This window comes from Cellulomonas sp. WB94, assembly GCF_003115775.1.
Classification (GTDB): domain Bacteria; phylum Actinomycetota; class Actinomycetes; order Actinomycetales; family Cellulomonadaceae; genus Cellulomonas_A.
Map to the genome: position 1 here is coordinate 2,306,353 of NZ_QEES01000002.1, position 23,521 is coordinate 2,329,873.

Here is a 23,521-nt window from a genome sequence, read left to right on the forward strand (position 1 = left end):
GCTCTCTGCATCAACCTCGAGTGGCATCACCGACCGGACATCGCACGAACGCGCATCCGGTGGCGGGCGGTCATTCCTGCGGACCAGGCGCCGGAGCGCTCTGGGTGGCCTGGTGAGCAGCGCGCTCGAGCCGGTCGCGGTAGTCGGCCCACCACGCCTCGTCGACCGGCGGAAGGTTGTCGTTGTCCGCACGAAGCCCGACCTTGCCGTCGATGAGCTCGCGCACGATGTCGGCGTGCCCCGCATGCCTGTTGGTCTCGGCGACCATGTGAACGAGCATTCGGTGCAGCGTCACCTCGTTCCGCTCGGCCGGCCACCAGGGCACGTGTCCCACGGCCTCGAGGTCCAGCGCAGCGATCGTGGCGTCGGAGTGCACCCAGACGCGGTGATAGAGGGCGACCACGTCGGCCCGTGACTGCTCTGCCGTCGCCCACATGTCGGCGTTCGGCTCGGCGTCGGCCGCGAACCAGGGGAGGGGTTCGTCGGACGGGCGCCCGAACGTCTCGCCGAAGTACCCGAGCTCGACGCTCGCCACGTGCTTGACGAGTCCGAGCAGGTTGGTGCCGGTCGGGGTGAGCGGGCGGCGGACGTCGTACTCAGGCAGGCCGTCGAGCTTCCACAGCAGCGCCTCGCGCGCAGCCTGCAGGTACCGGTGGAGCTCGGCCTTCGGTTCAGGTGGGGGCATGGAAGACAACCTCTCATCGACCGCCCACGACCGCTCTCCGCACGCGCACGCCGCAAGTCCTCGCTCCGCCTTGCCCACCGCGTTGTGCTCGTCGGTTGCGGCGAGTGGGATGCACAGCGTGGCCCGGGGACGACCGTACGAGTCTTGGATCCCGATGACCGTCAGTCAAGACCAGGTCATCGTGATATGAGGGGCGCGCATGCAGGTCACCGCATGTTTCCGGCAGGTTTCCCAGATGGACGTCTCGTATACTGGACGCTACTGTCCAGTATCGATCATGTAACGATCCGAGGCCGGTGCCGGACTTCCATCGAATGTCCGGTACGTGCTCGCTAACGTTGAAACCAACCTATGGCGCACATCGGTGCTCGCTCGGACGTCGGCCGGACGCTCGGCCGACGATCCACTGCCCGGTGCGTTCCGAATTCCCAGGAGGAACATTGAAGATCAGGCGAATTGGTGGCCTCGTGGCCGGCCTCGCAGTCGGCGCACTGGCGCTCGCGGCCTGCAGCGGCGGCGGCACCACGGCATCTCCCAGCACCGCGGCGACGACCGAGGCCGCGTCGAGCACCGGCATCGTGAGCGCCTGGGGCAGCGAGCCGCAGAACCCGCTCATCCCGACCAACACCAACGAGGTCGGCGGCGGCAAGATCGAGGACCTGATCTTCGCAGGTCTCGTGTACTACGACGCCAAGGGCGCCCCTCACAACGACGCCGCCGAGTCGATCGAGACGACCGACTCGCAGAACTACACCATCAAGATCAAGTCGGGCCAGAAGTTCACGAACGGTGAGCCTGTCACGGCGAAGAACTTCGTGGACGCCTGGAACTACGGGGCGAAGCTCAGCAACGCCCAGCTGTCCAGCTACTTCTTCGAGGGCATCGAGGGCTTCAGCTACGACGCCGACACGGAGCTCACGGGCCTCGTTGTCGTCGACGACACGACCTTCACGGTCAAGCTCAAGCAGCCCGAGGCGGACTTCCCGCTGCGGCTCGGCTACTCGGCGTTCTACCCGATGCCCGCCGAGGCGCTCGTGAGCGCGGAGTCGGTCACGCAGTACGGCGAGCACCCGATCGGCAACGGCCCGTACAAGGTCGAGTCGGACACGGCGTGGAACCACAATGTCAGCATCGACCTGATCCCGAACCCGGACTACACGGGTGACCGCAAGGCGCAGAACGGTGGCGTGTCGATCAAGTTCTACACGACCGTCGAGGCCGCCTACCAGGACCTGCTCTCCGGGCAGCTCGACGTGCTCGACAGCGTCCCGAACAGCGCCTACGCGACCTACAAGACCGACCTCGGTGACCGCGCGATCAACCAGCCGGCTGCGATCTTCCAGTCGTTCACGATCCCGCAGAACCTCGAGCACTTCACCGGCGCCGAGGGCAACCTCCGCCGCCAGGCGATCTCGATGTCGATCAACCGCCAGGAAGTCACCGACGCGATCTTCCAGGGCACCCGCACGCCGGCCAAGGACTTCACGTCCCCGGTCATCGCGGGCTGGTCGGAGACCATCAAGGGCTCCGAGGTGCTGGACTACAACGCGGACGAGGCCAAGAAGCTCTGGGCCGAGGCTGACGCCATCGCGCCGTGGTCGGGCACGTTCACGATCGGGTACAACGCCGACGGCGGCCACCAGGCCTGGGTCGACGCGGTGACCAACAGCATCAAGAACACCCTCGGCATCGACGCGGCCGGTCAGAGCTACCCGACGTTCAAGGCCCTGCGTGCCGACGTCACTGCTCGCACCATCAAGGGCGCGTTCCGGAGCGGTTGGCAGGCGGACTACCCGTCGCTGTACAACTTCCTCGGCCCGCTCTACGGTACGGGCGCCGGCTCGAACGACGGCGACTACACGAACCCGAAGGTTGACGACCTGCTGAAGCAGGGCCAGGCAGCCAGCTCGGTCGACGCCGCGAACAAGGTCTTCGACCAGGTCCAGGAGATCCTGTTCCAGGACCTCCCGGCCATCCCCCTGTGGTACTCGAACGTGACCGGCGGCTCCGCCGAGACGGTCAGCAACGTCGAGTTCGGGTGGAACAGCGTCCCGCTGCTCTACCAGGTCCACAAGAGCTGACCTTGCAGTGACGAGACGGGGTGGGGACCCGCGGGTCCCCACCCCTTCTCATGTCCCGAGTCGTCGTCAGCCGTCGGCTCAGACTAAAGTGGCCCGCCGTCGCCCCTTGTCGGCGCGCCCCTATCCATTCGAGGAGGAGACCTGATGGCCTGGTACGTCGGGCGCAGGCTCTTGCAGATGGTCCCGGTCTTCTTCGGGGCGACGCTGCTCATCTATTTCATGGTCTTCGCGCTGCCTGGCGACCCGATCGTCGCGCTCGGCGGGGACCGCGGGCTGAACCCTGCGGTCGTCGAGCAGCTCCGGGCGCACTACCACCTGGACCAGCCGTTCCTGACGCAGTACGTGCTCTTCCTCAAGGGGCTGCTGCACTGGGACTTCGGCACGGCCTTCAACGGTCGGCCGGTCCGGGACCTCATCGCCACGGCCTACCCGGTGACCATCAGGCTCGCGTTTCTGGCGCTGGCCTTCGAGGCGTTCTTCGGGATCGTCGTCGGCCTGATCGCCGGTCTGCGCAAGGGCGGCATCTTCGACGCGACTTTCCTGCTGGTCAGCCTCGCCGTCATCGCCGTCCCCGTCTTCGTGATCGGGTTCGTCATGCAGTTCGTCGTCGGCGTCAAGCTGGGCTGGCTGCCGACGACCGTCGGCGGGAACGTGTCGCTGCGGACTCTGCTCATGCCCGCGATCGTGCTGGGATCGGTGTCCTTCGCCTACGTGCTCAGACTCACCCGGACGTCGGTCGCGGAGAACATGAGCGCGGACTTCGTCCGGACCGCGACGGCGAAGGGGCTGTCCCGCAGCCGGGTCATCACGGTCCACGTGCTGCGCAACTCGCTGATCCCGGTGGTGACGTTCCTCGGTGCGGACCTGGGTGGTCTGATGGGCGGCGCGATCATCACCGAGGGCATCTTCAACGTGCCGGGCGTCGGCCAGGCGCTGTACCGCGCGATCCAGCAGTCGGAGGCGCCGACGGTCGTGTCCCTGGTCACGGTGCTCGTCATCGTCTACATCGTCGCCAACCTGCTCGTGGACCTCTTGTATGCGGTCCTTGACCCGAGGATCCGCTATGTCTGACGTCGCCCGTACCGATCAGGCCCACTTCTTCGCGCAGCTCGACGTGGCGCTGGACGCCGTCGACAGCGTCGACGAGAGCGCGCCCCCAGCGAGCCTGTGGCACGACGCGTGGCAGACGCTGCGCACGCGGCCGATCTTCTGGGTCTCGGCCGTGCTCATCCTGCTCGTCGTCGTCGTGGCGGCCTTCCCCCGGTTGTTCACGAGCGTGAACCCGGCGTTCTGCGAGCTGAAGCACAGCCTCGGCCCGGCGACGGGCGGTCACCCGTTCGGGTACGACTTCCAGGGGTGCGACGTGTACTCGCGGGTCATCTACGGCGCTCGCGCGTCGGTGACGGTCGGCGTCCTGACCACGATCGCGGTGGTCGTGCTCGGCGGCATCGTCGGGGCACTGGCCGGGTTCTACGGCAAGTGGTTCGACGCGCTGCTGTCCCGGGTCACCGACATCTTCTTCGCCATCCCGCTGGTGCTGGCCGCCATCGTCGTCATGCAGGTCTTCAGCACGAAGCGCACGGTCGTCACCGTGGTCCTCGTGCTGAGCGTGTTCGGCTGGCCGCAGATCGCGCGCATCACGCGCGGCGCCGTGATGTCGGTCAAGAACGCCGACTTCATCACGGCGGCGACCGCGCTCGGCGCATCCCGGCTCCGCAACCTGGTCCAGCACGTCCTGCCGAACGCCGCCGCGCCGATCATCGTCACGGCGACGGTGTCGCTCGGAACCTTCATCGTGGCTGAGGCCACGCTCTCGTTCCTCGGGATCGGGCTGCCGGGCACCGTCATGTCGTGGGGGGCGGACATCTCGCACGCGCAGTCGTCGATCCGCACGCAGCCGTCGGTGCTGTTCTACCCGGCCGGGGCGCTCGCGCTGACCGTGCTCAGCTTCATCATGATGGGCGACGCCGTGCGCGACGCCCTCGACCCGAAGGCGCGGACGCGATGACGGACTCCCTCACCACACCGGCCTCTGTCGTCCCGCAGCACCACAGGCACGGCGATGCGCCGCTGCTCGCCGTGCGCGACCTCGAGGTCTCCTTCCAGACCGCCGGCGGCACCGTGCGCGCCGTCCGCGGCGCCGACCTGACGATCTACCCCGGCCAGACCGTGGCGATCGTCGGCGAGTCGGGCTCGGGCAAGTCGACCCTCGCGCACGCGATCATCGACCTGCTGCCCGGCACCGGGAAGGTCACCGGCGGCTCGATCCTGTTCAACGGCACCGAGGTGACCAAGGCGAGCAAGCGCGAGATCGTCGCGCTGCGCGGCCAGCAGATCGGCCTCGTCCCGCAGGACCCGATGTCGAACCTCAACCCGGTGTGGAAGATCGGCTACCAGGTCAAGGAAGCCCTCAAGGCGAACCACGTCGACGTCAGCCGGGCGACGCGGAACTCGCTCACCGAGGCGCTCATCACCGACGAGGCGATGGTCGAGGTCGGCGGTAACGGCGACGACCTGTACCTGGGCCGCAAGGCGAAGAAGGTGCTGCTCGCCGCGCTCCGCACCGCCCTGACCGGCGCGCGGGGGGCTGACCAGGCGCAGTCTGCGGTCGACGCGGCCTCGGAGGCGCTCGTCGTCGGCGCGACGACCCGCAGCCAGGTCGTCGCGATCCTCAGCGCAGCGGGGCTCCCCGACGCCGCGGAGAAGGTCCGCGCGACCGTCAAGGGCTCGGATGCGACCGACCGGGTCGCGGGGCTGCTCAGCGAGGCGGGACTCGTGGACGCCGAGCGGCGCGCCACGCAGTACCCGCACGAGTTCTCCGGCGGCATGCGCCAGCGCGCGCTCATCGCGATCGCTCTCGCCGCCCGGCCGCAGCTGCTGATCGCCGACGAGCCGACGTCGGCCCTCGACGTCACCGTGCAGCGCCGGATCCTCGACCACCTGCAGGGCCTCACCGAGGAGCTCGGGACGGCTGTCCTGTTCATCACGCACGACCTCGGCCTCGCAGCCGAGCGCGCGGAGCACCTCGTCGTGATGTACCGCGGCAAGGTCGTCGAGTCCGGGCCCGCCCGGCAGATCCTCGCGGCCCCCCGGCACCCGTACACGCAGCGTCTCGTGGCGTCCGCACCGTCGCTCGCGTCGCGGCGCATCCAGAGTGCCAAGGCCGCCGGTGTCGAGGCGACCGAGCTGCTCGCCCAGACCGGGGGCGACGGTGTCAGCACCGCGCGCGCCGAGGTGCTGCGCGTCGAGAACCTCACCCGGGTCTTCCAGCTGCGCGGCGCGCGGCCGGGGTCGCACACCGATTTCAAGGCCGTCGACGACGTGTCCTTCCGGCTGCGGGCCGGTACGACCCTCGCGCTCGTGGGGGAGTCCGGCTCGGGCAAGTCCACGGTCGCGAACATCGTGCTGAACCTGCTCGACCCCACGTCGGGCAAGGTGTTCTTCGACGGCACCGACATGAGCACGCTCGGTCGCAAGGAGCTGTTCGCGTTCCGTCGCCGGGTCCAGCCGATCTTCCAGAACCCGTACGGCTCGCTCGACCCCATGTACTCGATCTTCCGGACCATCGAGGAGCCGCTGCGGACGCACCGCATCGGCAACAAGGTCTCCCGGGAGAAGAAGGTCCGTGAGCTCCTCGACATGGTCGCCCTGCCGCAGGCGACCCTGCGGCGGTACCCGAACGAGCTGTCGGGCGGTCAGCGGCAGCGCATCGCCGTCGCGCGTGCGCTGGCGCTCGAGCCTGAGGTGATCGTCTGCGACGAGGCCGTCTCGGCGCTCGACGTGCTGGTGCAGGCGCAGATCCTCACACTGCTCAACGACCTGCAGGCCGAGCTCGGGCTGAGCTACCTGTTCATCACGCACGACCTCGCTGTCGTGCGCCAGATCGCCGACGAGGTCTGCGTCATGAAGTCGGGGCAGATCGTCGAGCAGGCGACGACGGACGAGGTGTTCGACCACCCGCAGCAGGACTACACGCGTGAGCTGCTCGAGGCGATCCCTGGCGCGAAGCTCGACATCTTCGGGGTGTGACGACCCCCGGGCGCGGCCCGGATGTTTCCTGCCTGTGACGCAATTGCGCATCTCGTATGCTGGACGCTACCGTCCAGTCTCGATCGCGTAACGATCGGGAGCCGGTGTCGGGCTCGCGACATTTGTCCAGAGTTGCCTTACTAGCGTGAGGTCATCCCATGGCGCTCCTGCCCGACCGCAGCCATCGCGGGGCACGTCCTCCGGTCCCGTGTGCGCAGCTCGCGCGAGGCGCGCCAACTCTCCAGGAGGAACATTGAAGATCAGGCGATCGGCCGCCGCGGTAGCGGCTCTGGCAGCGGGCGTGCTTGTGCTCACGGCCTGCTCCGGACCGGCCAAGACCAGTTCGGGCATCCAGGAGAACAGCGCTGTCACGATCGCCTGGGAGGCGCCGCTCAACGAGCTCAACACGAGCTCGGCCAACGGCAACGCCACCCAGAACGCGGTCATCACGTCGCTCATGGACGGAGGCTTCTGGACCTATGACAAGGACCTCAAGCTCGTTCACGACACCTCCTACGGCACGTACGAGAAGACGAGCGACGACCCGCTCACGGTGAAGTACACGGTCGGCGCCGACACCACCTGGTCGGACGGGACCCCCGTCGACGCGACCGACCTGCTCCTCGAGTGGGCCGCCACGTCGGACGTGTTCAACAACGTCGTGGCTCAGGAGGACCCGGAGACCGGTGCCATCACGAACCAGGACGAGATCGACGCCGGCGTCTACTTCGACGGCACCAACCCGAGCCGTGCTCTGATCACCGACACGCCGAAGATCTCCGACGACGGCAGGTCGATCACCTTCGTCTACTCGAAGCAGTACGCCGACTGGGAGCTCGACTTCCAGGGCCCGGCCGTCCCGGCGCACGTCGTGGGTGAGAAGGCGCTCGGTGCCGCCGACGCCGCTGCCGGCAAGGCTGCGATCCTCACGGCGATCCAGGACAACGACACCGCCGCGCTGAGCAAGGTGTCGAAGTTCTGGAACTCGGGCTTCGAGTTCACCAAGCTCCCGGCCGACCCCGAGCTCTACCTCTCGACCGGCGCGTACGTGCTGAAGGACTACGCCGAGAACCAGTACCTGACGCTCGAGGCGAACCCCAAGTACAAGGGTGCGCACAAGCCGTCGGTCGAGCGCGTCACCGTGCGCTTCATCGACGACCCGATGGCCCAGGTCACGGCGCTCGAGAACGGCGAGGTCGACATCATCGGCCCGCAGGCCACGGCCGACGTCCGCACCGCCATCGAGGCGCTGAAGAACGTCGACACGGCGTTCGGCATCGAGGGCACGTACGAGCACGTCGACCTCGTCCACGCCAACGGTGGTCCGTTCGACCCGGCGACGTACGGTGGCGACGCCGCCACGGCGCTCAAGGTCCGCCAGGCGTTCCTCAAGGCGATCCCGCGCCAGCAGATCGTGGACAACCTCATCAAGCCGCTGAACCCCGACGCCAAGGTCCGCAACTCGTTCATCCTGCTGCCCGGCTCGGTCAACTACGACACGATGGTCAAGGAGAACGGCTCGTCGGCCTACTCCGACGCCGCGGACGTCCCCGGTGCCCAGGCGCTCCTGGCCGATGCGGGAGTCACCACGCCCGTCAAGGTCCGGTTCGCCTTCAACGCCGACAACACGCGCCGTCAGACGGAGTTCGCGCTGATTCAGGAGTCCGCCAAGGCGGCAGGCTTCGAGCTCGTCGACGCCAGCAAGCCGGCAGCCGAGTGGGGCACCCTGCTGCAGACCGGCCAGGACCAGTACGACGCGTCGCTGTTCGGCTGGCAGTCCCAGTCCACCGCGGTGACGGAGTCGGACGCGAACTACCGCACGGGCGGGCTGAACAACTACGGCAAGTACTCCAGCGCCGCGGTCGACAGCGAGTTCGACGGTCTGCAGACCGAGACCGACCCGGCGAAGCAGTTCGACTACCAGCTCGCGGTCGAGAAGGTCCTGTGGGCCGACGCGTTCGGTACGACGATCTTCCAGTTCCCCGCCATCCAGGCCTGGAACAAGAACGTCACCGGCGTCTCGCCGAGCTCGATCTCCCCGACGATCTTCGCGAACTTCTGGGAGTGGAAGACGACAGGGACGACCGCCGCATCGGCGACCCCGACGCCGACCAGCTGAGCAGCTCCAGCGCGCTGGGCGCCACCAGCGTGTGACACGCACGGAGGGCACCGGAACCACCCGGTTCCGGTGCCCTCCGTGCGTCGTCGTCCACGGACCGCGACCCGGTCCACCGCCACTGAACCCCACACGCTCCACGAGGCACCCGCGCGCCATGGCCACAAGCCCCGGTCGCGGAGGTGAGCGCCGCGTACGATGACGCGGCCACGGTGGGTTCCGCTGTCACTGCGAGGTATCGCTCCCGATGTTCACCTTTCTCTGGCGACGGCTGCTCCAGGGCCTCGCCACGCTCCTGACGTCGAGCTTCCTGATGTATATCCTCGTCAGCGTGTCGATCCGTCCCCTCCAGGACCTCGAGGAGAGCACGGCGCGCAACAAGGCCCAGCTCATCGCAGCTCGTCGACAGCTCCTCGACCTCGACACGCCCGTCGTCGTGCGCTACGTCAAGTGGCTCGGCAACGCGGTCACGGGTGACCTCGGATCGGCCTGGCGCAGCGGCCAGGCGGTCAACGACAAGCTCGGCGGCGCGATGCTCTCGACGCTCCAGCTCGTCGGAGCGGCCACAGTCCTCGCGATCCTCTTCGGGGTCGCCGTCGGCATCGTCAGCGCGCTGCGTCAGTACTCGGCGTTCGACTACCTGATCACCTTCGTGTCGTTCCTGCTCTACTCGCTGCCCGCCTTCTGGGTCGCGGTGCTCCTCAAGCAGTGGGGGGCCATCGGCTTCAACACCTTCCTCGCCGACCCCGTCCAGTCCTGGTCGTCGATGATCGTCGCGGGGGTGGTCCTCGGACTCATCTGGTCGCTCGCGATGGGCGGGGCATGGCGGCGCAGGCTGCTCACGTTCGTCCTGGCGCTCGTCGCCACGGTCGCCGTGCTGCTCTACCTCTGGTCGAGCGACTGGTGGAGCTCGCCGAACCTCGGCCCCGTGCTCATCGCCGTCGTGGGCGTCGCCGTCGCACTCGGCGTGACGACGCTGTCGACCGGGCTGCGCCATCGGCGTGCGCTGTACTCCGCCCTGTCCGTCGTGGTGCTCGGTCTCGCGCTCTACACCCCGTTGCAGTACCTGTTCGCGTACGTGACGTTCGGCTGGCCCCTCACCCTCGGCCTCGGCGTCGTCGCGGCCCTCTCGGGCTACGCGGTCGGGCGGCTGTGGGGAGGTCCCGACTGGGCGCAGTCCGCGCGCACGGCGGCGATCACCGCCGTCATCGTCGCGACGATGATCTTCATCGACCGCGTCATGCGGGTCTGGCCCGACTTCTTCGGCTCGCAGGCGATCGGCGGCCGCCCCATCGCCACGGTCGGCGACACCACGCCCAACCTCGGCGGTGACTTCTGGGTGCAGACGCTCGACGGCTACACCCACCTCGTCCTGCCGACGATCTCCCTGCTGCTCATCAGCTTCGCCGGGTACACGCGGTACGCGCGGGCCAGCATGCTTGAGGTGATGGGCCAGGACTACATCCGTACTGCGCGAGCCAAGGGGCTCTCCGAGCGGACCGTCGTGATGCGTCACGGCTTCCGCAACTCGTTGATCCCGCTCGCGACGATCGTGCCGCTCGACATCGTGGCGCTGTTCGGCGGCGCGATCATCACCGAGCAGGTGTTCGGCCGCCCGGGGATGGGTCAGCTGTTCATCAGGTCGCTGCACAACGCGGAGATCGAGCCGATCATGGCGTACCTCGTCATCACCGCGACGCTCGCGATCCTCGCCAACATCGTCGCCGACCTCATCTACGCCGCTCTCGACCCACGGATCCGGGTGAACGCATGAGCACGCCACCGAACCCCGCCGCGCACGGCGACGCGCCGAGCCCCGAGCCCGACGTCACCGGGGGCCTCGAGACCTCGATCGAGCTCAAGCAGGTCGAGGGCCTGTCGCAGGGGCAGATCGTCCGCTCCCGCTTCGTCCGCCACCGTGCCGCCGTCGCGGCCATGGTCGCGCTCGCGTTCGTCGTCCTGCTCGCGTTCACCTCGGTCGGGATCGGCCCGTGGACGGGGTGGTGGAGGTTCGCCCCGAATGCGACGGGCTCGCTGGTCAACGCCGGCGGGGCGCCGACGATGCACCTGCCCACGTGGCTCGGAGGGGTCGGGTTCGCCATCGGCGACCATCCGTTCGGCCAGGACGAGGCGGGCCGCGACGTGTTCGCGCGGGTCATGCGCGGGACCCAGACGTCGCTGACCGTCATGGTGATCGTGGGCCTCGTGTCGACGGTGGTCGGCATCCTGGTCGGTGCGGTCGCCGGGTACTTCCGCGGTCACCTCGACAGCTGGCTGATGCGGTTCACCGACCTCGTCATCACGATCCCCGTGCTCGTCCTCGGCGCGGTCCTCGGCAGCCTGGCGAGCGGTCAGGGCGGCGCCTACCTGCTGGCGGTGTTCCTCGGGCTCGCCTCGTGGACGACCCTTGCGCGACTCGTGCGTGGCGACTTCCTGTCGTTGCGCGAGCGGGAGTTCGTCGACGCGGCCCGGGTCGCGGGTGCCAGCGACGTGCGCATCATCTTCAAGCACATGCTGCCGAACTCGATCGGCGTCATCATCGTCAACCAGACGCTGCTCATGAGCTCGGCGATCCTGCTCGAGACCGCACTGAGCTTCGTGGGCCTCGGCATCCGGTACCCCAACGTGTCGCTCGGGCAGCTCATCAACCAGTACCAGGAGGCGTTCGCGACGCGCCCCTGGCTCTTCTGGTGGCCGGGCCTCCTCATCGTCGTCATCGCGCTCAGCGTGAACTTCATCGGTGACGGCCTGCGCGACGCGTTCGACCCGCGCCAGAAGCGCATCCCGTCGCAGCGCAAGATGGAGAAGAGCCTCGCCGCGCGGGCCGCGAGCCAGGCGACGACGACGGCGCGTCCGGCGGACGTCCCCGGGTCCGGCACGAGCCTCGGGTCGGGGGCGTGACGGTGACCGGTTCAGCCCAGCACGGCTCCCGCTACGGCGAGCACGGCGAGCACCGCCACGACCGCGATGGTGCGCAGGTGCCACGTCGTCGTGACGTGCACACCGGTCGGCGGCGGTCCGGGGCGCAGGTGGCCGGCACGCTCGAGGCTCTCCCGGCGTGCCGCGATCTCGAGGGCGACGACGTCGGCGGTGTGACCGTCGGCCTGGTTGCGACCTCGCCACGGCGGGGCGAGCTGGGGACCGCGAGGGGTTGCCGCGTCAGCGCGGGCCCCCAGGGCGCTGCGGGCCGGCGCAGCCCAGGCGGTGAACGTGCCGTCGGTCGTGTCGATCGAGAGCGACAGGCGGGTGTCGGCGCCGCGGAACGTCGGCCAGGGTATGCGGACCGTGCGCAGGACGTTGCGCAGGACGATCTCACCGTCGGACACCTCGACCTGCGGGCACCAGAACAGCGCCCACACGACGACGAGCCCCAGCACGGGGATCGCCCCGTACCGCAGCAGCTCGCCCAGGCCGCCCGAGGCGGCCGACCCGACCAGCGCCGCGAGCGCAGCCACGGCCGCCACGACGTTGAGCACTCGTCCCGACGTCGCGGCAAAGACTCGCTCAGGACCCATGCGCCCATGCTCCCAGACATGCCCGACGCGTCCGCAGGTGCGCCGCATGCCGCCAGGAAGGACCTGATCTCCCGTGGCCACTGACACCGCGCACGCCCCCGTCCCCGCGCAGCAGGCCGAGCCCGTGCTGAGCGTCCGAGGCCTGGGTGTCGACTTCTACGTGGACGGCGAGTGGTACCCCGCAGCCATCGACCTCGACTACGACGTCCGACCCGGCGAGGTGCTGGCGATCGTCGGCGAGTCCGGCTCGGGCAAGACGCAGTCGTCGATGTCGCTCATCGGGCTGCTCCCGCCGAACGGGCGTGCCCGCGGCAGCGCGAAGATCGACGGCCGCGAGCTCATCGGGATGCCCTCGCACCGACTTCGCCAGATCCGCGGCAAGGAGATCGCGGTCATCTTCCAGGAGCCGATGACCGCGCTGAACCCGGTCTACACGGTCGGCTTCCAGATCGTCGAGACCCTGCGCACCCATTTCACGCTGTCCCCGAAGGAGGCTCGGGCGCGGGCCGTCGAGCTGCTCACCCTGGTCGAGATCCCCGACCCCGCCCGCAGGTTCGACTCCTACCCGCACCAGCTCTCGGGCGGGCAGCGTCAGCGCGCCATGATCGCCCAGGCGCTCGCGTGCGACCCGCGGCTGCTCATCGCCGACGAGCCGACGACGGCGCTCGACGTCACCGTGCAGGCCGAGATCCTCAAGCTGATGCGGGACCTGCGTCACCGCATCGACTCGGGGATCATCCTCATCACGCACGACATGGGCGTCGTCGCGGACATGGCGGACACCATCCTGGTCATGAAGGACGGGCGCGTCGTCGAGCACGGGACGTCGGAGGAGATCTTCGGGAACCCGCAGCACCCGTACACGCGCAAGCTGCTCGACGCCGTGCCGCACCTGGGTACGGCGCGTCCCCTCGCCGCGACGACGAGCGAGCCGACGCCCGGGCCCGCCGAGGCGGCCGTGGCGCACCCGCTGGTCCTCGAGGCGCGCGGCATGGTCATCGAGTACCCGGGCCGCGGGCGTACCCCGGCCTTCCGCGCGGTCGACGGCGTCGACCTGACGATCGGCTACGGCGAGGTCGTCGGACTGGTCGGTGAGTCAGGCTCGGGCAAGACCACGATCGGGCGCGCGGTCGTCGGACTGCTGCCGACGACGCACGGCGAGCTGACGATCGCCGGCGTGAACATGGTCGGCGCGAAGCGCAAGGACCTCGCGCCGCTGCGCAGCCAGGTCGGCATCGTGTTCCAGGACCCCGGGTCGTCGCTGAACCCGCGCCTGCCGATCGGCGAGTCCATCGGTGAGCCGCTGTTCCTGCACCACGGCATCAAGGGCAAGGCGCTGAGCCAGCGCGTCGAGCAGCTGCTCGACCAGGTGCAGCTGCCCCGCTCGATGCGCAACCGCTACCCGCACGAGCTGTCCGGCGGTCAGCGCCAGCGGGTCGGCATCGCGCGGGCCCTGTCGCTCGAGCCGAAGCTGCTCGTGGCCGACGAGCCGACGTCCGCGCTCGACGTGTCGGTGCAGGCCACGGTGCTGGACATCTTCCAGGAGCTGCAGCGTGAGCACGGCTTCGCGTGCCTGTTCATCTCCCACGACCTCGCCGTCGTGGAGATCCTCGCGAGCCGCATCGCCGTCATGCACCAGGGCAAGCTGGTCGAGGTCGGCCGCACCGAGCAGATCGTGAACGACCCGCAGCACCCTTACACGCAGCGGCTCCTGTCAGCCGTGCCGGTGCCGGACCCCGCCGAGCAGCGGCGTCGGCGCGAGGCACGCGACGCCCTCATCGTCGCCGCGCAGCACGAGCAGGACGAGATCGAGCAGGCCGCGAGTGCTCGCGAGGCGGCCGACAAGCTCGACCACCTGGGCGAGGAGAGGATCCCGCCGACGGGCCTCTGAGAGGCGCCCGCGGGAGGCGGTCGAGCGGCGCCCGCCGGGCGCTGTCGAGGGGCGGCTGAGGCCGAATGAAGCGGATCCGCGGCGCGGGCGCGTAGAATCTACTCCGCGCCTCATGAAGCGGTGCGATCCCCACCTCCCTGAGATGAGTTTTCTATGTCTGTGCCTGCCGGCAAGAGTGTGCGCTCCGACCTGCGCAACGTCGCGATCGTGGCCCACGTCGACCACGGCAAGACAACCCTCGTCGACGCCATGCTCTGGCAGTCGGGTTCGTTCGGGGAGCACGCCCACGTCGAGGTCCGCGCGATGGACTCGGGCGACCTCGAGCGCGAGAAGGGGATCACGATCCTCGCGAAGAACACCGCGGTCCACTACACCGGACCGGCGGCGGCGGCCCACGGCCACCCCGAGGGCATCACGATCAACGTGATCGACACCCCGGGCCACGCGGACTTCGGTGGCGAGGTCGAGCGCGGCCTGTCGATGGTCGACGGCGTCGTGCTGCTCGTCGACGCGTCGGAGGGCCCGCTCCCGCAGACGCGCTTCGTGCTGCGCAAGGCGCTCGAGGCGAAGCTGCCGGTCATCCTCCTGGTCAACAAGGTCGACCGGCCCGACTCCCGCATCAGCGAGGTCGTCACCGAGTCGATGGACCTCCTCCTCGGTCTCGCGAGCGACCTGCACGAGGACGTCCCGGACCTCGACCTCGACGCCATCCTGGACGTGCCGGTCGTGTACGCGGCCTCGAAGGCCGGCCGCGCGTCGATCGTGCAGCCCGCCGACGGCACGATGCCGGACAGCCCCAACCTCGAGCCGCTGTTCCAGATGATCCTGGACAAGATCCCGGCCCCGACGTACGACGCGGACGCGCCGCTGCAGGCACACGTCACCAACCTCGACGCCTCGCCGTTCCTCGGGCGTCTCGCGCTGCTCCGCGTCTTCAACGGGACGATCCGCAAGGGCCAGACGGTCGCGTGGGCGCGTGCCGACGGCACCCTGCAGAACGTCAAGATCACCGAGCTGCTCGAGACCAAGGCGCTCGAGCGGGTCCCCACCGAGTCGGCCGGCCCCGGTGACATCGTCGCCGTCGCGGGCATCGAGGGCATCACCATCGGCGAGACCCTCACCGACCCCGACGACCCGCGGCCGCTGCCGCTCATCAAGGTCGACGACCCGGCGATCTCGATGACCATCGGCATCAACACCTCGCCGCTCGCCGGCCGGGGTGGCAAGGGCCACAAGGTCACGGCCCGCCAGGTCAAGGACCGCCTCGACAAGGAGCTCGTCGGCAACGTCTCGCTGCGGGTGCTCCCGACCGAGCGTCCGGACGCCTGGGAGGTCCAGGGCCGCGGGGAGCTCGCGCTCGCGATCCTCGTCGAGCAGATGCGCCGCGAGGGCTTCGAGCTCACGGTCGGCAAGCCGCAGGTCGTCACGCGCAAGGTCGACGGCAAGACGCACGAGCCGATGGAGCGCATGACGATCGACGTCCCCGAGGAGTACCTCGGCGCGGTCACGCAGCTGCTCGCGCAGCGCAAGGGCCGCATGGTGACGATGGCGAACCATGGCACCGGCTGGGTCCGCATGGACTTCATGGTCCCGGCGCGTGGACTTATCGGGTTCCGCACCCGCTTCCTCACCGACACGCGCGGCACCGGGATCGCGTCCTCGATCGCCGAGGGCTACGAGCCCTGGGTCGGCGCCATCGAGACGCGCATCAACGGGTCGCTCGTGGCCGACCGCTCGGGCCCCGTCACGCCGTTCGCGATGGTCAACCTGCAGGAGCGTGGGTCGTTCTTCGTCGACCCCACGCAGGAGGTCTACGAGGGCATGATCGTCGGCGAGAACTCGCGCAACGAAGACATGGACGTCAACATCACCAAGGAGAAGAAGCTCACGAACATGCGCGCTGCCTCCAGCGACACGTTCGAGAACCTCACCCCGCCGCGCCACCTCACGCTCGAGGAGTCCCTCGAGTTCGCCCGCGAGGACGAGTGCGTCGAGGTCACCCCCACGGTGGTCCGCATCCGCAAGGTCATCCTCGACCAGTCCGAGCGCGCACGGGTGTTCGCGCGGACCAAGCGGGCCTGACCGCACGATGACTGGCTCGTCGCCGGGTGGGCTGCTGGCTGTCCACGCCCACCCGGACGACGAGACGCTCGCGACGGGCGCGCTGCTCGCGACGTGGGCCGACGCCGGCCTGCCCGTGACGGTCGTGACGTGCACGCGCGGTGAGCTCGGCGAGGTCATCGGCTCGGCGCTCGCGCACCTCGAGGGGGACGGGCCTGCACTGGCCGCCCACCGCGAGCGCGAGCTGGCGGCGGCCCTCGAGGCGCTCGGCGTCACCGATCACCTCTTCCTCGACACCGTCGCCCCGGTGACCGGCCGCGCCGCAGCGCCTTCCGCTGCGAGCTCGGCGCGGTTCACGGACTCCGGCATGGCGTGGGCGGGCGTCGCCCAGGCGGGTCGCCGCGACGACCTGCCCGACGGCGCGTTCGTCGCTGTCCCGCTCGACGACGCCGCGGGTCGGCTCGCCCGCGTGCTGCGGGACCGCCGTCCGGCCGTCGTCGTCACCTACGAGCCCGGCGGCGGCTATGGCCACCCGGATCACGTCCGGGCGCAGGAGGTGACGGCACGCGCCGTCGCGCTGGCGGCCGACGCCGACTGGGGCACCGAGGTCGGGCCGTCACACGCCGTCGCCGCACTGCTGTGGGCCGTCCGCGGGGAGGAGTCGCTGCGCGCGGCGTACCGCGAGCTCGCCACCGACCTGCAGCTGTCGGCGAGCGAGCTCCGCGCAGGACTCCCGGACCCCTCTGGGCCCGTGCCGTCGGTCGTGGTCCCGGACAGCGACGTCGACCTCACAGTCGACGTCCGACCGGTCCTCGCGCGGCTCGCCGCGGCGCTGCGCGCCCACGGGACGCAGGTCCAGGGCGTGACGACCGTGGCGTCGGTCGGCGATGCGCACAGCGGGCTCGGCGCCGTCGTCGGCTCCTACGCGCTCAGCAACGACGTCCTCGCGCCCGTGCTCGGCATCGAGGAGTACCTGTTCGCACCTGGCTCGACCGGCGACGGTGTCGCATGGCCGGCCGGGGTGCGGCGGGTAGCCTGACCACCGTGCAGCCCTTCACTGGCGGAGCCCTCGTGCGCGCCGCCGTCGCCCTCGTCCTCGGTGCCGTGGTCGGCACGGTGGGGACCGTCGCGCACCGTGCGATCTCGCCGTGGGGCGTCGTGATCGCCCTGGTCCTCGTGCTCGCGGCGGGTGTCGCGGTCCGCGCGTGGTCCGGCTACGTGTCCCTCGTCGCGTACGCGGGCGGCCTGTTCCTGCTCGTCCAGGTGCTGTCGCAGAGCGGTCCGGGGGGCGACGTCCTCGTGCCGGCCGGAGACTCGATCGGCTGGGTGTGGATCATCGGGGCCGCACTTGTCACGGGCGTCGCAGCGTTCGCACCCCGTCGCTGGTTCAGCGACGAGCCCATGGTCCGCACCCGTCGGGCCCGGTCGCCGAGGCCATGACGGACGCGCCCGACTCGACCGCTGGCGCGGTGGGTCCTGGTGACGGGTCGGGTCGCGCGGCCGATCCGGACGTGTACCGCGCAGCTATCGCTCGGCTGCCCGCCGGCGTCGTCGTCGTCGCGGTGCACTGGCGGGGGATCGACTACGCCATGACGGCCAGCGCCGTCACGTCCGTCTCGCTCGAGCCTCCGATGCTGCTGTTCTGCGTCCATGTGGACGCGCGGTTCCGTGAGGCGCTCGACGACGTCGACCTGTGGGCCGTGAGCGTGCTCGCCGAGACCGCGGAGCCGGTCGCGACGTGGCTCGCGTCGCCCGGACGCCCCGCGGTCGGCCAGCTCGTCCGGGTGCCGCACACCCGCGCGCCGAGGTCGGGTGCAGCCTGGGTGGACGACGCCTCGGCGTGGTTCGAGTGCCGAACCGCGGCCGTCCATCGGGCGGGGGACCACGACATCGTCGTCGGCACCGTGCTCGAGGCGCGGCAAGGTGCCCCGACCGCCGGCGGGATCGTGCACCTGCGGGGTCGCATGCGCCCGGTCGTCTGACCAGGGATCGCGACGGTCCACATGGCGCGGCACGGCCCTGGTGGGTGCGCTTCCGCCCATAGAATCGAGCCCGCACAGGCCGACGGCACGACGCAGCAGGGGGAACACCGATGGGCAGCAGCATCGAGCGCGGAGCCGATGCGCGCGAGGACGTCGCGACGACGGGCAGCGAGCCCGTCCCGGACGCGACCGAGGCTCTGCCCGACGGCGCCGTGACCGGTGGCGCCGACGTCGTGGACGAGCCGTCGGGTCAGGACACCGTGGCCGAGCCCACGGAGGAGCCCGTGGACGAGCCGCGGGACGAGCCTGAGCCCGTGGACGAACCGCAGGACGAGCCCGAGCCCGTGGACGAGCCGCAGGACGAGCCCGTGGACGGGCCCGAGCCCACGGACGAAGACGTGGACGAGCCGGTGGACCAGCCCGTGGCAGTAGACGATGACGGGCCGGCGGCCGAGGCCGCGATCGAGGCCGAGGTCCCGGCGGAAGGCGCGCCCGCCGCCGATCCTGAGCCCCCCGTGGACCCGGAGGCGTCGATCGACGCCGAGCCGGAGCTGTCGCTCGAGGGCGAGCCCGCGGCCGACGAGCAGAAGACCGTGGCCGACGTGGCGGAGCCGTCGATCGACGACGAGCCGAGGCCCTCGACCGACGCTGCTCCGGCGAAGGTCGCCGAGGCAGCGCCTCAGCACGAGCCCGAGGCGGCGCAGGAGCCTGCGGCTGACGCGGAGCCCGTCGTCGTGGCCGAGCCTGCGCGCCCGGTCGTGCCGCAGCCACCTGCCCCGTTCGACCGCGCGGTCGCGGACGGCACCGCGACGACGATCATGGCGCCGACCGACGCACCGCGCACGACCGGCCCGACGCGCACCCCTCTGCTCGATGCCGTCGCGGCTGCGGGTGCCGTCAACGTCCCGACGACGACTCCACCCGAGATCCCGATCGTCCCAGTGCCCGTCGTGCCCGTCGTACCCCGCGAGGCCGTCGCGCCGCCGGCGACCGTGACACCCGCGGCGGTCACGGCGCCCCCCGCGGTCACCGCACCCCCGGTCGCGACGGCACCGCCGGTGGCCACCCCGCCCGCGCAGAGCACCCCACCCGCGCAGAGCGTCACGCCGGTCCCCGGGCAGGTCGTCCGCGTCCCCGGCATCCCGGGCCGCCCGGTCGTCACTGCCACCCCAGCCGTCGCCGCCCCCGGCGCCACGCCGGCCCCGGCACTGGGGCCGGTGCAGCCCCCGGTTAGCGCCCAGGCCCCCGTCGGGCCGGCGGTGTCGGCGGTGAAGCGGGCCGCGCCCGCGCCCGTGGGGTCCGCGACGACATCGGGCGACTTCAGTCCGTTCCCGGGGCGCGTCACCCAGGTCGCCGAGGAGTCGTCGTCCCCGCTCGACGTGTTCGCGGCGGACTCGGGCCGACGTCGTTGGCCGCGGGTCCTGCTGTGGATCCTGTCGATCGTGATCGTGCTCGGAGCCGTCTACGTCGGTGCGTGCTACGCGGTCGCGTCGAAGGTCCCGCGTGGGGCCACCGTGGCCGGCGTCGACATCGGCGGGCTGGACCAGGCCGCCGCGGTCGCCGCGCTCCAGGCTGGGCTCACCTCGGTGACGACCGAGCCCATCGCGGTCACCGCGGGGGACGTCACGGGCACCGTCGACCCGGCGAGCGCCGGGCTGACGCTCGACGCACCCGCGACGGTGTCGCGACTCGTCGGGTTCGACCTGCACCCGGTGCGGCTGTGGAACCTGCTGTTCGGGGTCGGCATCCAGGAGCCGGTCACGCACGTCGACGACGCCGCGCTGACGTCTGCGGTCGAGGCCCTCGGTGGTTCGCTGAGCCAGGCGCCGGTCGACGGAGCCATCGTGTTCGCCGACGGGACGCCGCACGAGACCGCGGCGGTCGACGGCTGGGAGCTCGACGCCGCCGCTGCAGCGGACACCCTGCGCACCCAGTGGCTGACGGCTGCACGCCCGCTCACGCTCGCGACCGTCGCGATCGAGCCGGACATCACGCAGGCGGAGACCGACAAGGCGATGACGGAGGTCGCGACGCGCGTCACGTCGGCCCCGGTCGCGGTGCAGGTCGACAGTCAGCTCGTGTCCCTGCCCGTCAAGGCGCTGGCCTCGGTGGCGAGCTTCGTGGCGGAGGACTCCGCCCTGGCCCTCAAGCTCGACGGCCCGAAGCTGGTCACCGAGGTGCTGAGCCGGACCACCAACCTGCTGACGGCGGCCGCGGACGCGCACTTCGAGTTCCAGAACGACGCACCCGTGATCGTGCCGGGCCAGGCCGGCACGACGCTCGACCCCCAGGTGCTGGCTGACGCCGTCGCTGCGGCCGCCGTCGCCAGCGACCGGACCGCGACGGTCGCGCTGGTCCAGACCGACCCGGCGCAGTCGACCGACAAGCTGACGGCGCTCGGCGTCAAGGAGATCGTGTCGGAGTTCGCGACGCCGCTCACGTCCGAGCCGAAGCGGACCGCCAACATCACCAACGGCGCGGCGAACATCAACGGGACGCTCGTGCTGCCCGACGGGACCTTCAGCCTCACCGAGGCGCTCGGCCCGGTCACGGCCGAGAACGGCTACATCAATGCCGGGGTGCTGGTCGGCGGCGAGCACGTCCAGGGGATGGGCGGCGGTCTCTCGCAGGTCTCGACCACGACCTTCAACGCGGCCTACCTCGCGGGGTACGAGGACATCGAGCACCGTCCGCACACCGAGTGGTTCTCGCGCTACCCCGAGGGGCGTGAGGCGACGATCTACACCGGCGTGCTCGACATGAAGTGGAAGAACACCACGCCGTACGGCGCGCTCGTGCAGGCGTGGGTCGCGGACAACCAGGTGCACGTGCGGATCTGGAGCACCAAGTACTGGGTGGTCGAGACGTCGACGAGTGCGCGGTCGAACGTCAAGACGCCGACGACGGTGTACTCGCAGTCACCGACCTGCGTCGCGTCGTCGGCCGGCAACCCGGGGTTCAAGGTGACGACGACGCGCACCCTGTCGCTGGACGGCGCCGTCAAGGAGACCAAGTCGTTCACGTGGACGTACAAGCCGCAGAACAAGATCATCTGCGGGCCGGCTCCGACGGACGGGGTGACGCCCGCGCCGTGAGCTGAGCCCCGCCGCGACGTGCGTCAGTCGCGCCGGGGCCTGCGCGCGGGTGCGGGCGGGACGACCTTGGCCAGGGCGATGTCGTGCCCGGGGACGTGCACCTGCCCGCGACGGGTCTCGATGAGTACGCCGTCGTCGTCGACGACGAGGAGCTCCCCGAGGACGTCGCTGTAGAGCAGCTCCTCGTCGGGGCCGAGACGCCGTCGGACGACGACGCGCTTGCCGGGGGTCAGCGTCCGCCAGGGCTGGTTCATCCGGCCGCCGGTGGACGCGAGATGGTCATGGTGCGCACCTGGTGGATACTAGAACCCCAACCCCTGATCGCCCCCGGGCCCCGCGGAGGATCGACCGTGACGTATGTGATCGCCCAGCCTTGCGTTGACGTCAAGGACAAGGCGTGCATCGACGAGTGTCCCGTGGACTGCATCTACGAGGGCAAGCGATCGCTCTACATCCACCCGGACGAGTGCGTCGACTGCGGTGCGTGCGAGCCGGTGTGCCCGGTCGAGGCGATCTACTACGAGGACGACGTCCCCGAGCAGTGGAGCGAGTACTACAAGGCGAACGTCGAGTTCTTCGACGACCTGGGTTCGCCCGGCGGCGCCGCGAAGCTGGGGATGATCGAGAAGGACCACCCGATCATCGCCGTGCTGCCGCTCCAGGTGCACGAAGCCTGACGCACGCATCCATGGGCTTGCGCACCGGAGACCTGCCGGACTTCCCCTGGGACACGCTCGTCCCGTTCGCCGAGAAGGCTCGCGCCTACCCGGGTGGCATCGTCGACCTGTCGGTGGGGACTCCGATCGACCCGACACCGGCGGTCGTCCGGGACGCCCTCGCGGCCGCCTCCGACTCGCCGGGCTACCCCACGACGCACGGCACGCTCGACCTCCGCGAGGCCGTCGTCGACTGGTTCGTGCGGCGCCGGGGGGTCCGTGGGCTCGACCCGGCTGCGGTGCTGCCGACCCTCGGCTCGAAGGAGCTCGTGGCCTGGCTGCCGTCGCTGCTGGGTCTCGGCGTCGGCGACGTCGTCGTGCATCCCGCGTGCGCGTACCCGACCTACGACGTCGGCGCGCGCCTGGCGGGCGCGGCGCCGGTCGCCATGGACGACGTCGTCGGGCTGCTCACGCCCGAGTCGGGGGAGTCGGCCGACACGGTCGCCGACGCCGTCCGGCTCGTCTGGCTCAACTCGCCCGGCAACCCGGACGGTCGGGTGCTGTCGGTCGACGAGCTGCGGGCCGTCGTGGACGCGGCTCGCGCAACCGCCCGTCGTACCGGCCACCGCGTCGTCGTCGCGTCGGACGAGTGCTACGCCGAGCTCGCCTGGGACGAGCCCTGGGTGTCCGCAGGAGTGCCGAGCATCCTCGACCCACGGGTCACGGGTGGCGACCTCACGGGCCTGCTCGCGGTGTACTCGCTGTCCAAGCAGTCGAACGTCGCGGGGTACCGGTCGGCGTTCGTCGCAGGCGATCCCGTCCTCGTCGCCGAGCTGCTCGAGGTCCGCAAGCACGCCGGCATGATCGTTCCCGGACCCGTCCAGGCGGCCACCGCGGCGGGCCTTCGGGACGACGACCACGTGGCCGAGCAGCGCGAGCGGTACCGGGTGCGTCGTGCGGTGCTGCGGTCCGCGCTCGAGCAGGCGGGCTATGTGGTCGACGGGTCGCACGCCGGTCTGTACCTGTGGGTGCGGCCGGAGGGGGGCGGTCAGGACTGCTGGTCGACCGTCGCCGACCTGGCCTCGCTCGGCATCCTCGTCGCGCCGGGGTCGTTCTACGGGCCGGCCGCGGCGGGTCACGTGCGCATCGCGCTCACTGCGTCGGACGAACGGGTGCGCGAGGCGGCGGCACGCCTGACCGGGGCGTGAGCCGGGGATCCGGACGTTGTCCGGGGCCGCGCGCTCCCGCCCGATCGCCACGATGTGATCGTGGTCACACCGGGACCATGGGCCCGGTGATGATTCGTCAGCATCGGCTTGGCAAAGGTAGCGTCAGCATCGGCCAACGACGGCCGACCAGCCGTCCGGACTGGCCGTAAGCAGCGACACGAACGGTGCGAGCGGACGACCG

18 protein-coding genes are annotated in these 23,521 nt (G+C 70.4%); 15 read left to right on the forward strand and 3 right to left on the reverse strand.

Annotation, left to right across the window (positions count from 1 at the left end):
* Positions 1-70: 70 nt before the first annotated feature.
* Positions 71-685: a DinB family protein gene (locus DDP54_RS11840; protein ID WP_109131903.1), complete on the reverse strand. Its 615-nt coding sequence runs from the start codon at positions 683-685 to the stop codon at positions 71-73.
* A gap of 440 nt (positions 686-1,125) precedes the next feature.
* Between DDP54_RS11840 and DDP54_RS11845 the strand changes: the two genes are divergently transcribed.
* The 7 genes from DDP54_RS11845 to DDP54_RS11875 all read left to right on the forward strand — a co-directional run bounded on the left by DDP54_RS11845 (position 1,126) and on the right by DDP54_RS11875 (position 11,812).
* Positions 1,126-2,766 carry an ABC transporter substrate-binding protein gene (locus DDP54_RS11845; protein ID WP_197711384.1) on the forward strand — a complete coding sequence of 547 codons (1,641 nt, stop codon included), beginning with the start codon at positions 1,126-1,128 and terminating at the stop codon, positions 2,764-2,766.
* A 144-nt stretch (positions 2,767-2,910) separates the two neighbouring features.
* Positions 2,911-3,837: an ABC transporter permease gene (locus DDP54_RS11850; protein ID WP_109131905.1), complete on the forward strand. Its 927-nt coding sequence runs from the start codon at positions 2,911-2,913 to the stop codon at positions 3,835-3,837.
* Entirely contained in the window at positions 3,830-4,774 is a 945-nt protein-coding gene (locus DDP54_RS11855) for an ABC transporter permease (RefSeq protein ID WP_197711385.1), read from the forward strand. Before DDP54_RS11850 ends, DDP54_RS11855 begins: the two co-directional genes overlap by 8 nt.
* Positions 4,771-6,795 (forward strand): ABC transporter ATP-binding protein, encoded by a 2,025-nt coding sequence (locus DDP54_RS11860; RefSeq protein ID WP_109131906.1) that lies wholly within the window; start codon positions 4,771-4,773, stop codon positions 6,793-6,795. Before DDP54_RS11855 ends, DDP54_RS11860 begins: the two co-directional genes overlap by 4 nt.
* Before the next feature lie 253 nt (positions 6,796-7,048).
* Positions 7,049-8,914, forward strand: coding sequence for an ABC transporter family substrate-binding protein (locus tag DDP54_RS11865; protein ID WP_242448374.1), 1,866 nt, complete (start codon positions 7,049-7,051; stop codon positions 8,912-8,914).
* Positions 8,915-9,158: 244 nt separating this feature from the next.
* The gene (locus tag DDP54_RS11870) at positions 9,159-10,685 is read left to right on the forward strand and encodes an ABC transporter permease (protein WP_109131907.1); all 1,527 of its coding nucleotides are present in this window, start codon (positions 9,159-9,161) and stop codon (positions 10,683-10,685) included.
* Positions 10,682-11,812 (forward strand): ABC transporter permease, encoded by a 1,131-nt coding sequence (locus DDP54_RS11875; RefSeq protein WP_109131908.1) that lies wholly within the window; start codon positions 10,682-10,684, stop codon positions 11,810-11,812. Before DDP54_RS11870 ends, DDP54_RS11875 begins: the two co-directional genes overlap by 4 nt.
* A gap of 11 nt (positions 11,813-11,823) precedes the next feature.
* Here DDP54_RS11875 and DDP54_RS11880 read toward each other — a convergent pair whose 3' ends face one another.
* The gene (locus DDP54_RS11880; RefSeq protein WP_158274518.1) at positions 11,824-12,426 is read right to left on the reverse strand and encodes a PH domain-containing protein; all 603 of its coding nucleotides are present in this window, start codon (positions 12,424-12,426) and stop codon (positions 11,824-11,826) included.
* Between the two features lie 73 nt (positions 12,427-12,499).
* Here DDP54_RS11880 and DDP54_RS11885 point away from each other — a divergent pair, with 73 nt between their 5' ends.
* The 6 genes from DDP54_RS11885 to DDP54_RS11910 all read left to right on the forward strand — a co-directional run bounded on the left by DDP54_RS11885 (position 12,500) and on the right by DDP54_RS11910 (position 21,455).
* A complete protein-coding gene (locus DDP54_RS11885; protein ID WP_109131910.1) occupies positions 12,500-14,317 on the forward strand; it encodes an ABC transporter ATP-binding protein in 1,818 nt (605 codons plus the stop codon).
* 153 nt (positions 14,318-14,470) lie between these two features.
* Positions 14,471-16,399: a translational GTPase TypA gene (gene typA, locus DDP54_RS11890; protein ID WP_109131911.1), complete on the forward strand. Its 1,929-nt coding sequence runs from the start codon at positions 14,471-14,473 to the stop codon at positions 16,397-16,399.
* Positions 16,400-16,406: 7 nt separating this feature from the next.
* A complete protein-coding gene (locus tag DDP54_RS11895) occupies positions 16,407-17,417 on the forward strand; it encodes a PIG-L family deacetylase (RefSeq protein ID WP_109131912.1) in 1,011 nt (336 codons plus the stop codon).
* Positions 17,418-17,422: 5 nt separating this feature from the next.
* Positions 17,423-17,818 carry a hypothetical protein gene (locus tag DDP54_RS11900; RefSeq protein WP_146192424.1) on the forward strand — a complete coding sequence of 132 codons (396 nt, stop codon included), beginning with the start codon at positions 17,423-17,425 and terminating at the stop codon, positions 17,816-17,818.
* A gap of 71 nt (positions 17,819-17,889) precedes the next feature.
* Positions 17,890-18,360 (forward strand): flavin reductase family protein, encoded by a 471-nt coding sequence (locus DDP54_RS11905; RefSeq protein WP_242448375.1) that lies wholly within the window; start codon positions 17,890-17,892, stop codon positions 18,358-18,360.
* A 110-nt stretch (positions 18,361-18,470) separates the two neighbouring features.
* Positions 18,471-21,455, forward strand: coding sequence for a VanW family protein (locus DDP54_RS11910; RefSeq protein WP_109131915.1), 2,985 nt, complete (start codon positions 18,471-18,473; stop codon positions 21,453-21,455).
* Positions 21,456-21,478: 23 nt separating this feature from the next.
* Here DDP54_RS11910 and DDP54_RS11915 read toward each other — a convergent pair whose 3' ends face one another.
* Positions 21,479-21,709 carry a hypothetical protein gene (locus tag DDP54_RS11915; RefSeq protein WP_109131916.1) on the reverse strand — a complete coding sequence of 77 codons (231 nt, stop codon included), beginning with the start codon at positions 21,707-21,709 and terminating at the stop codon, positions 21,479-21,481.
* A gap of 96 nt (positions 21,710-21,805) precedes the next feature.
* On the opposite strand from DDP54_RS11915, the gene fdxA reads away from it, so the two are divergent.
* Together fdxA and dapC are read left to right on the forward strand one after the other, a co-directional pair.
* Entirely contained in the window at positions 21,806-22,132 is a 327-nt protein-coding gene (gene fdxA, locus DDP54_RS11920) for a ferredoxin (RefSeq protein ID WP_109131917.1), read from the forward strand.
* Between the two features lie 11 nt (positions 22,133-22,143).
* Positions 22,144-23,319, forward strand: coding sequence for a succinyldiaminopimelate transaminase (gene dapC, locus DDP54_RS11925; RefSeq protein WP_109131918.1), 1,176 nt, complete (start codon positions 22,144-22,146; stop codon positions 23,317-23,319).
* Positions 23,320-23,521 lie beyond the last annotated feature (202 nt).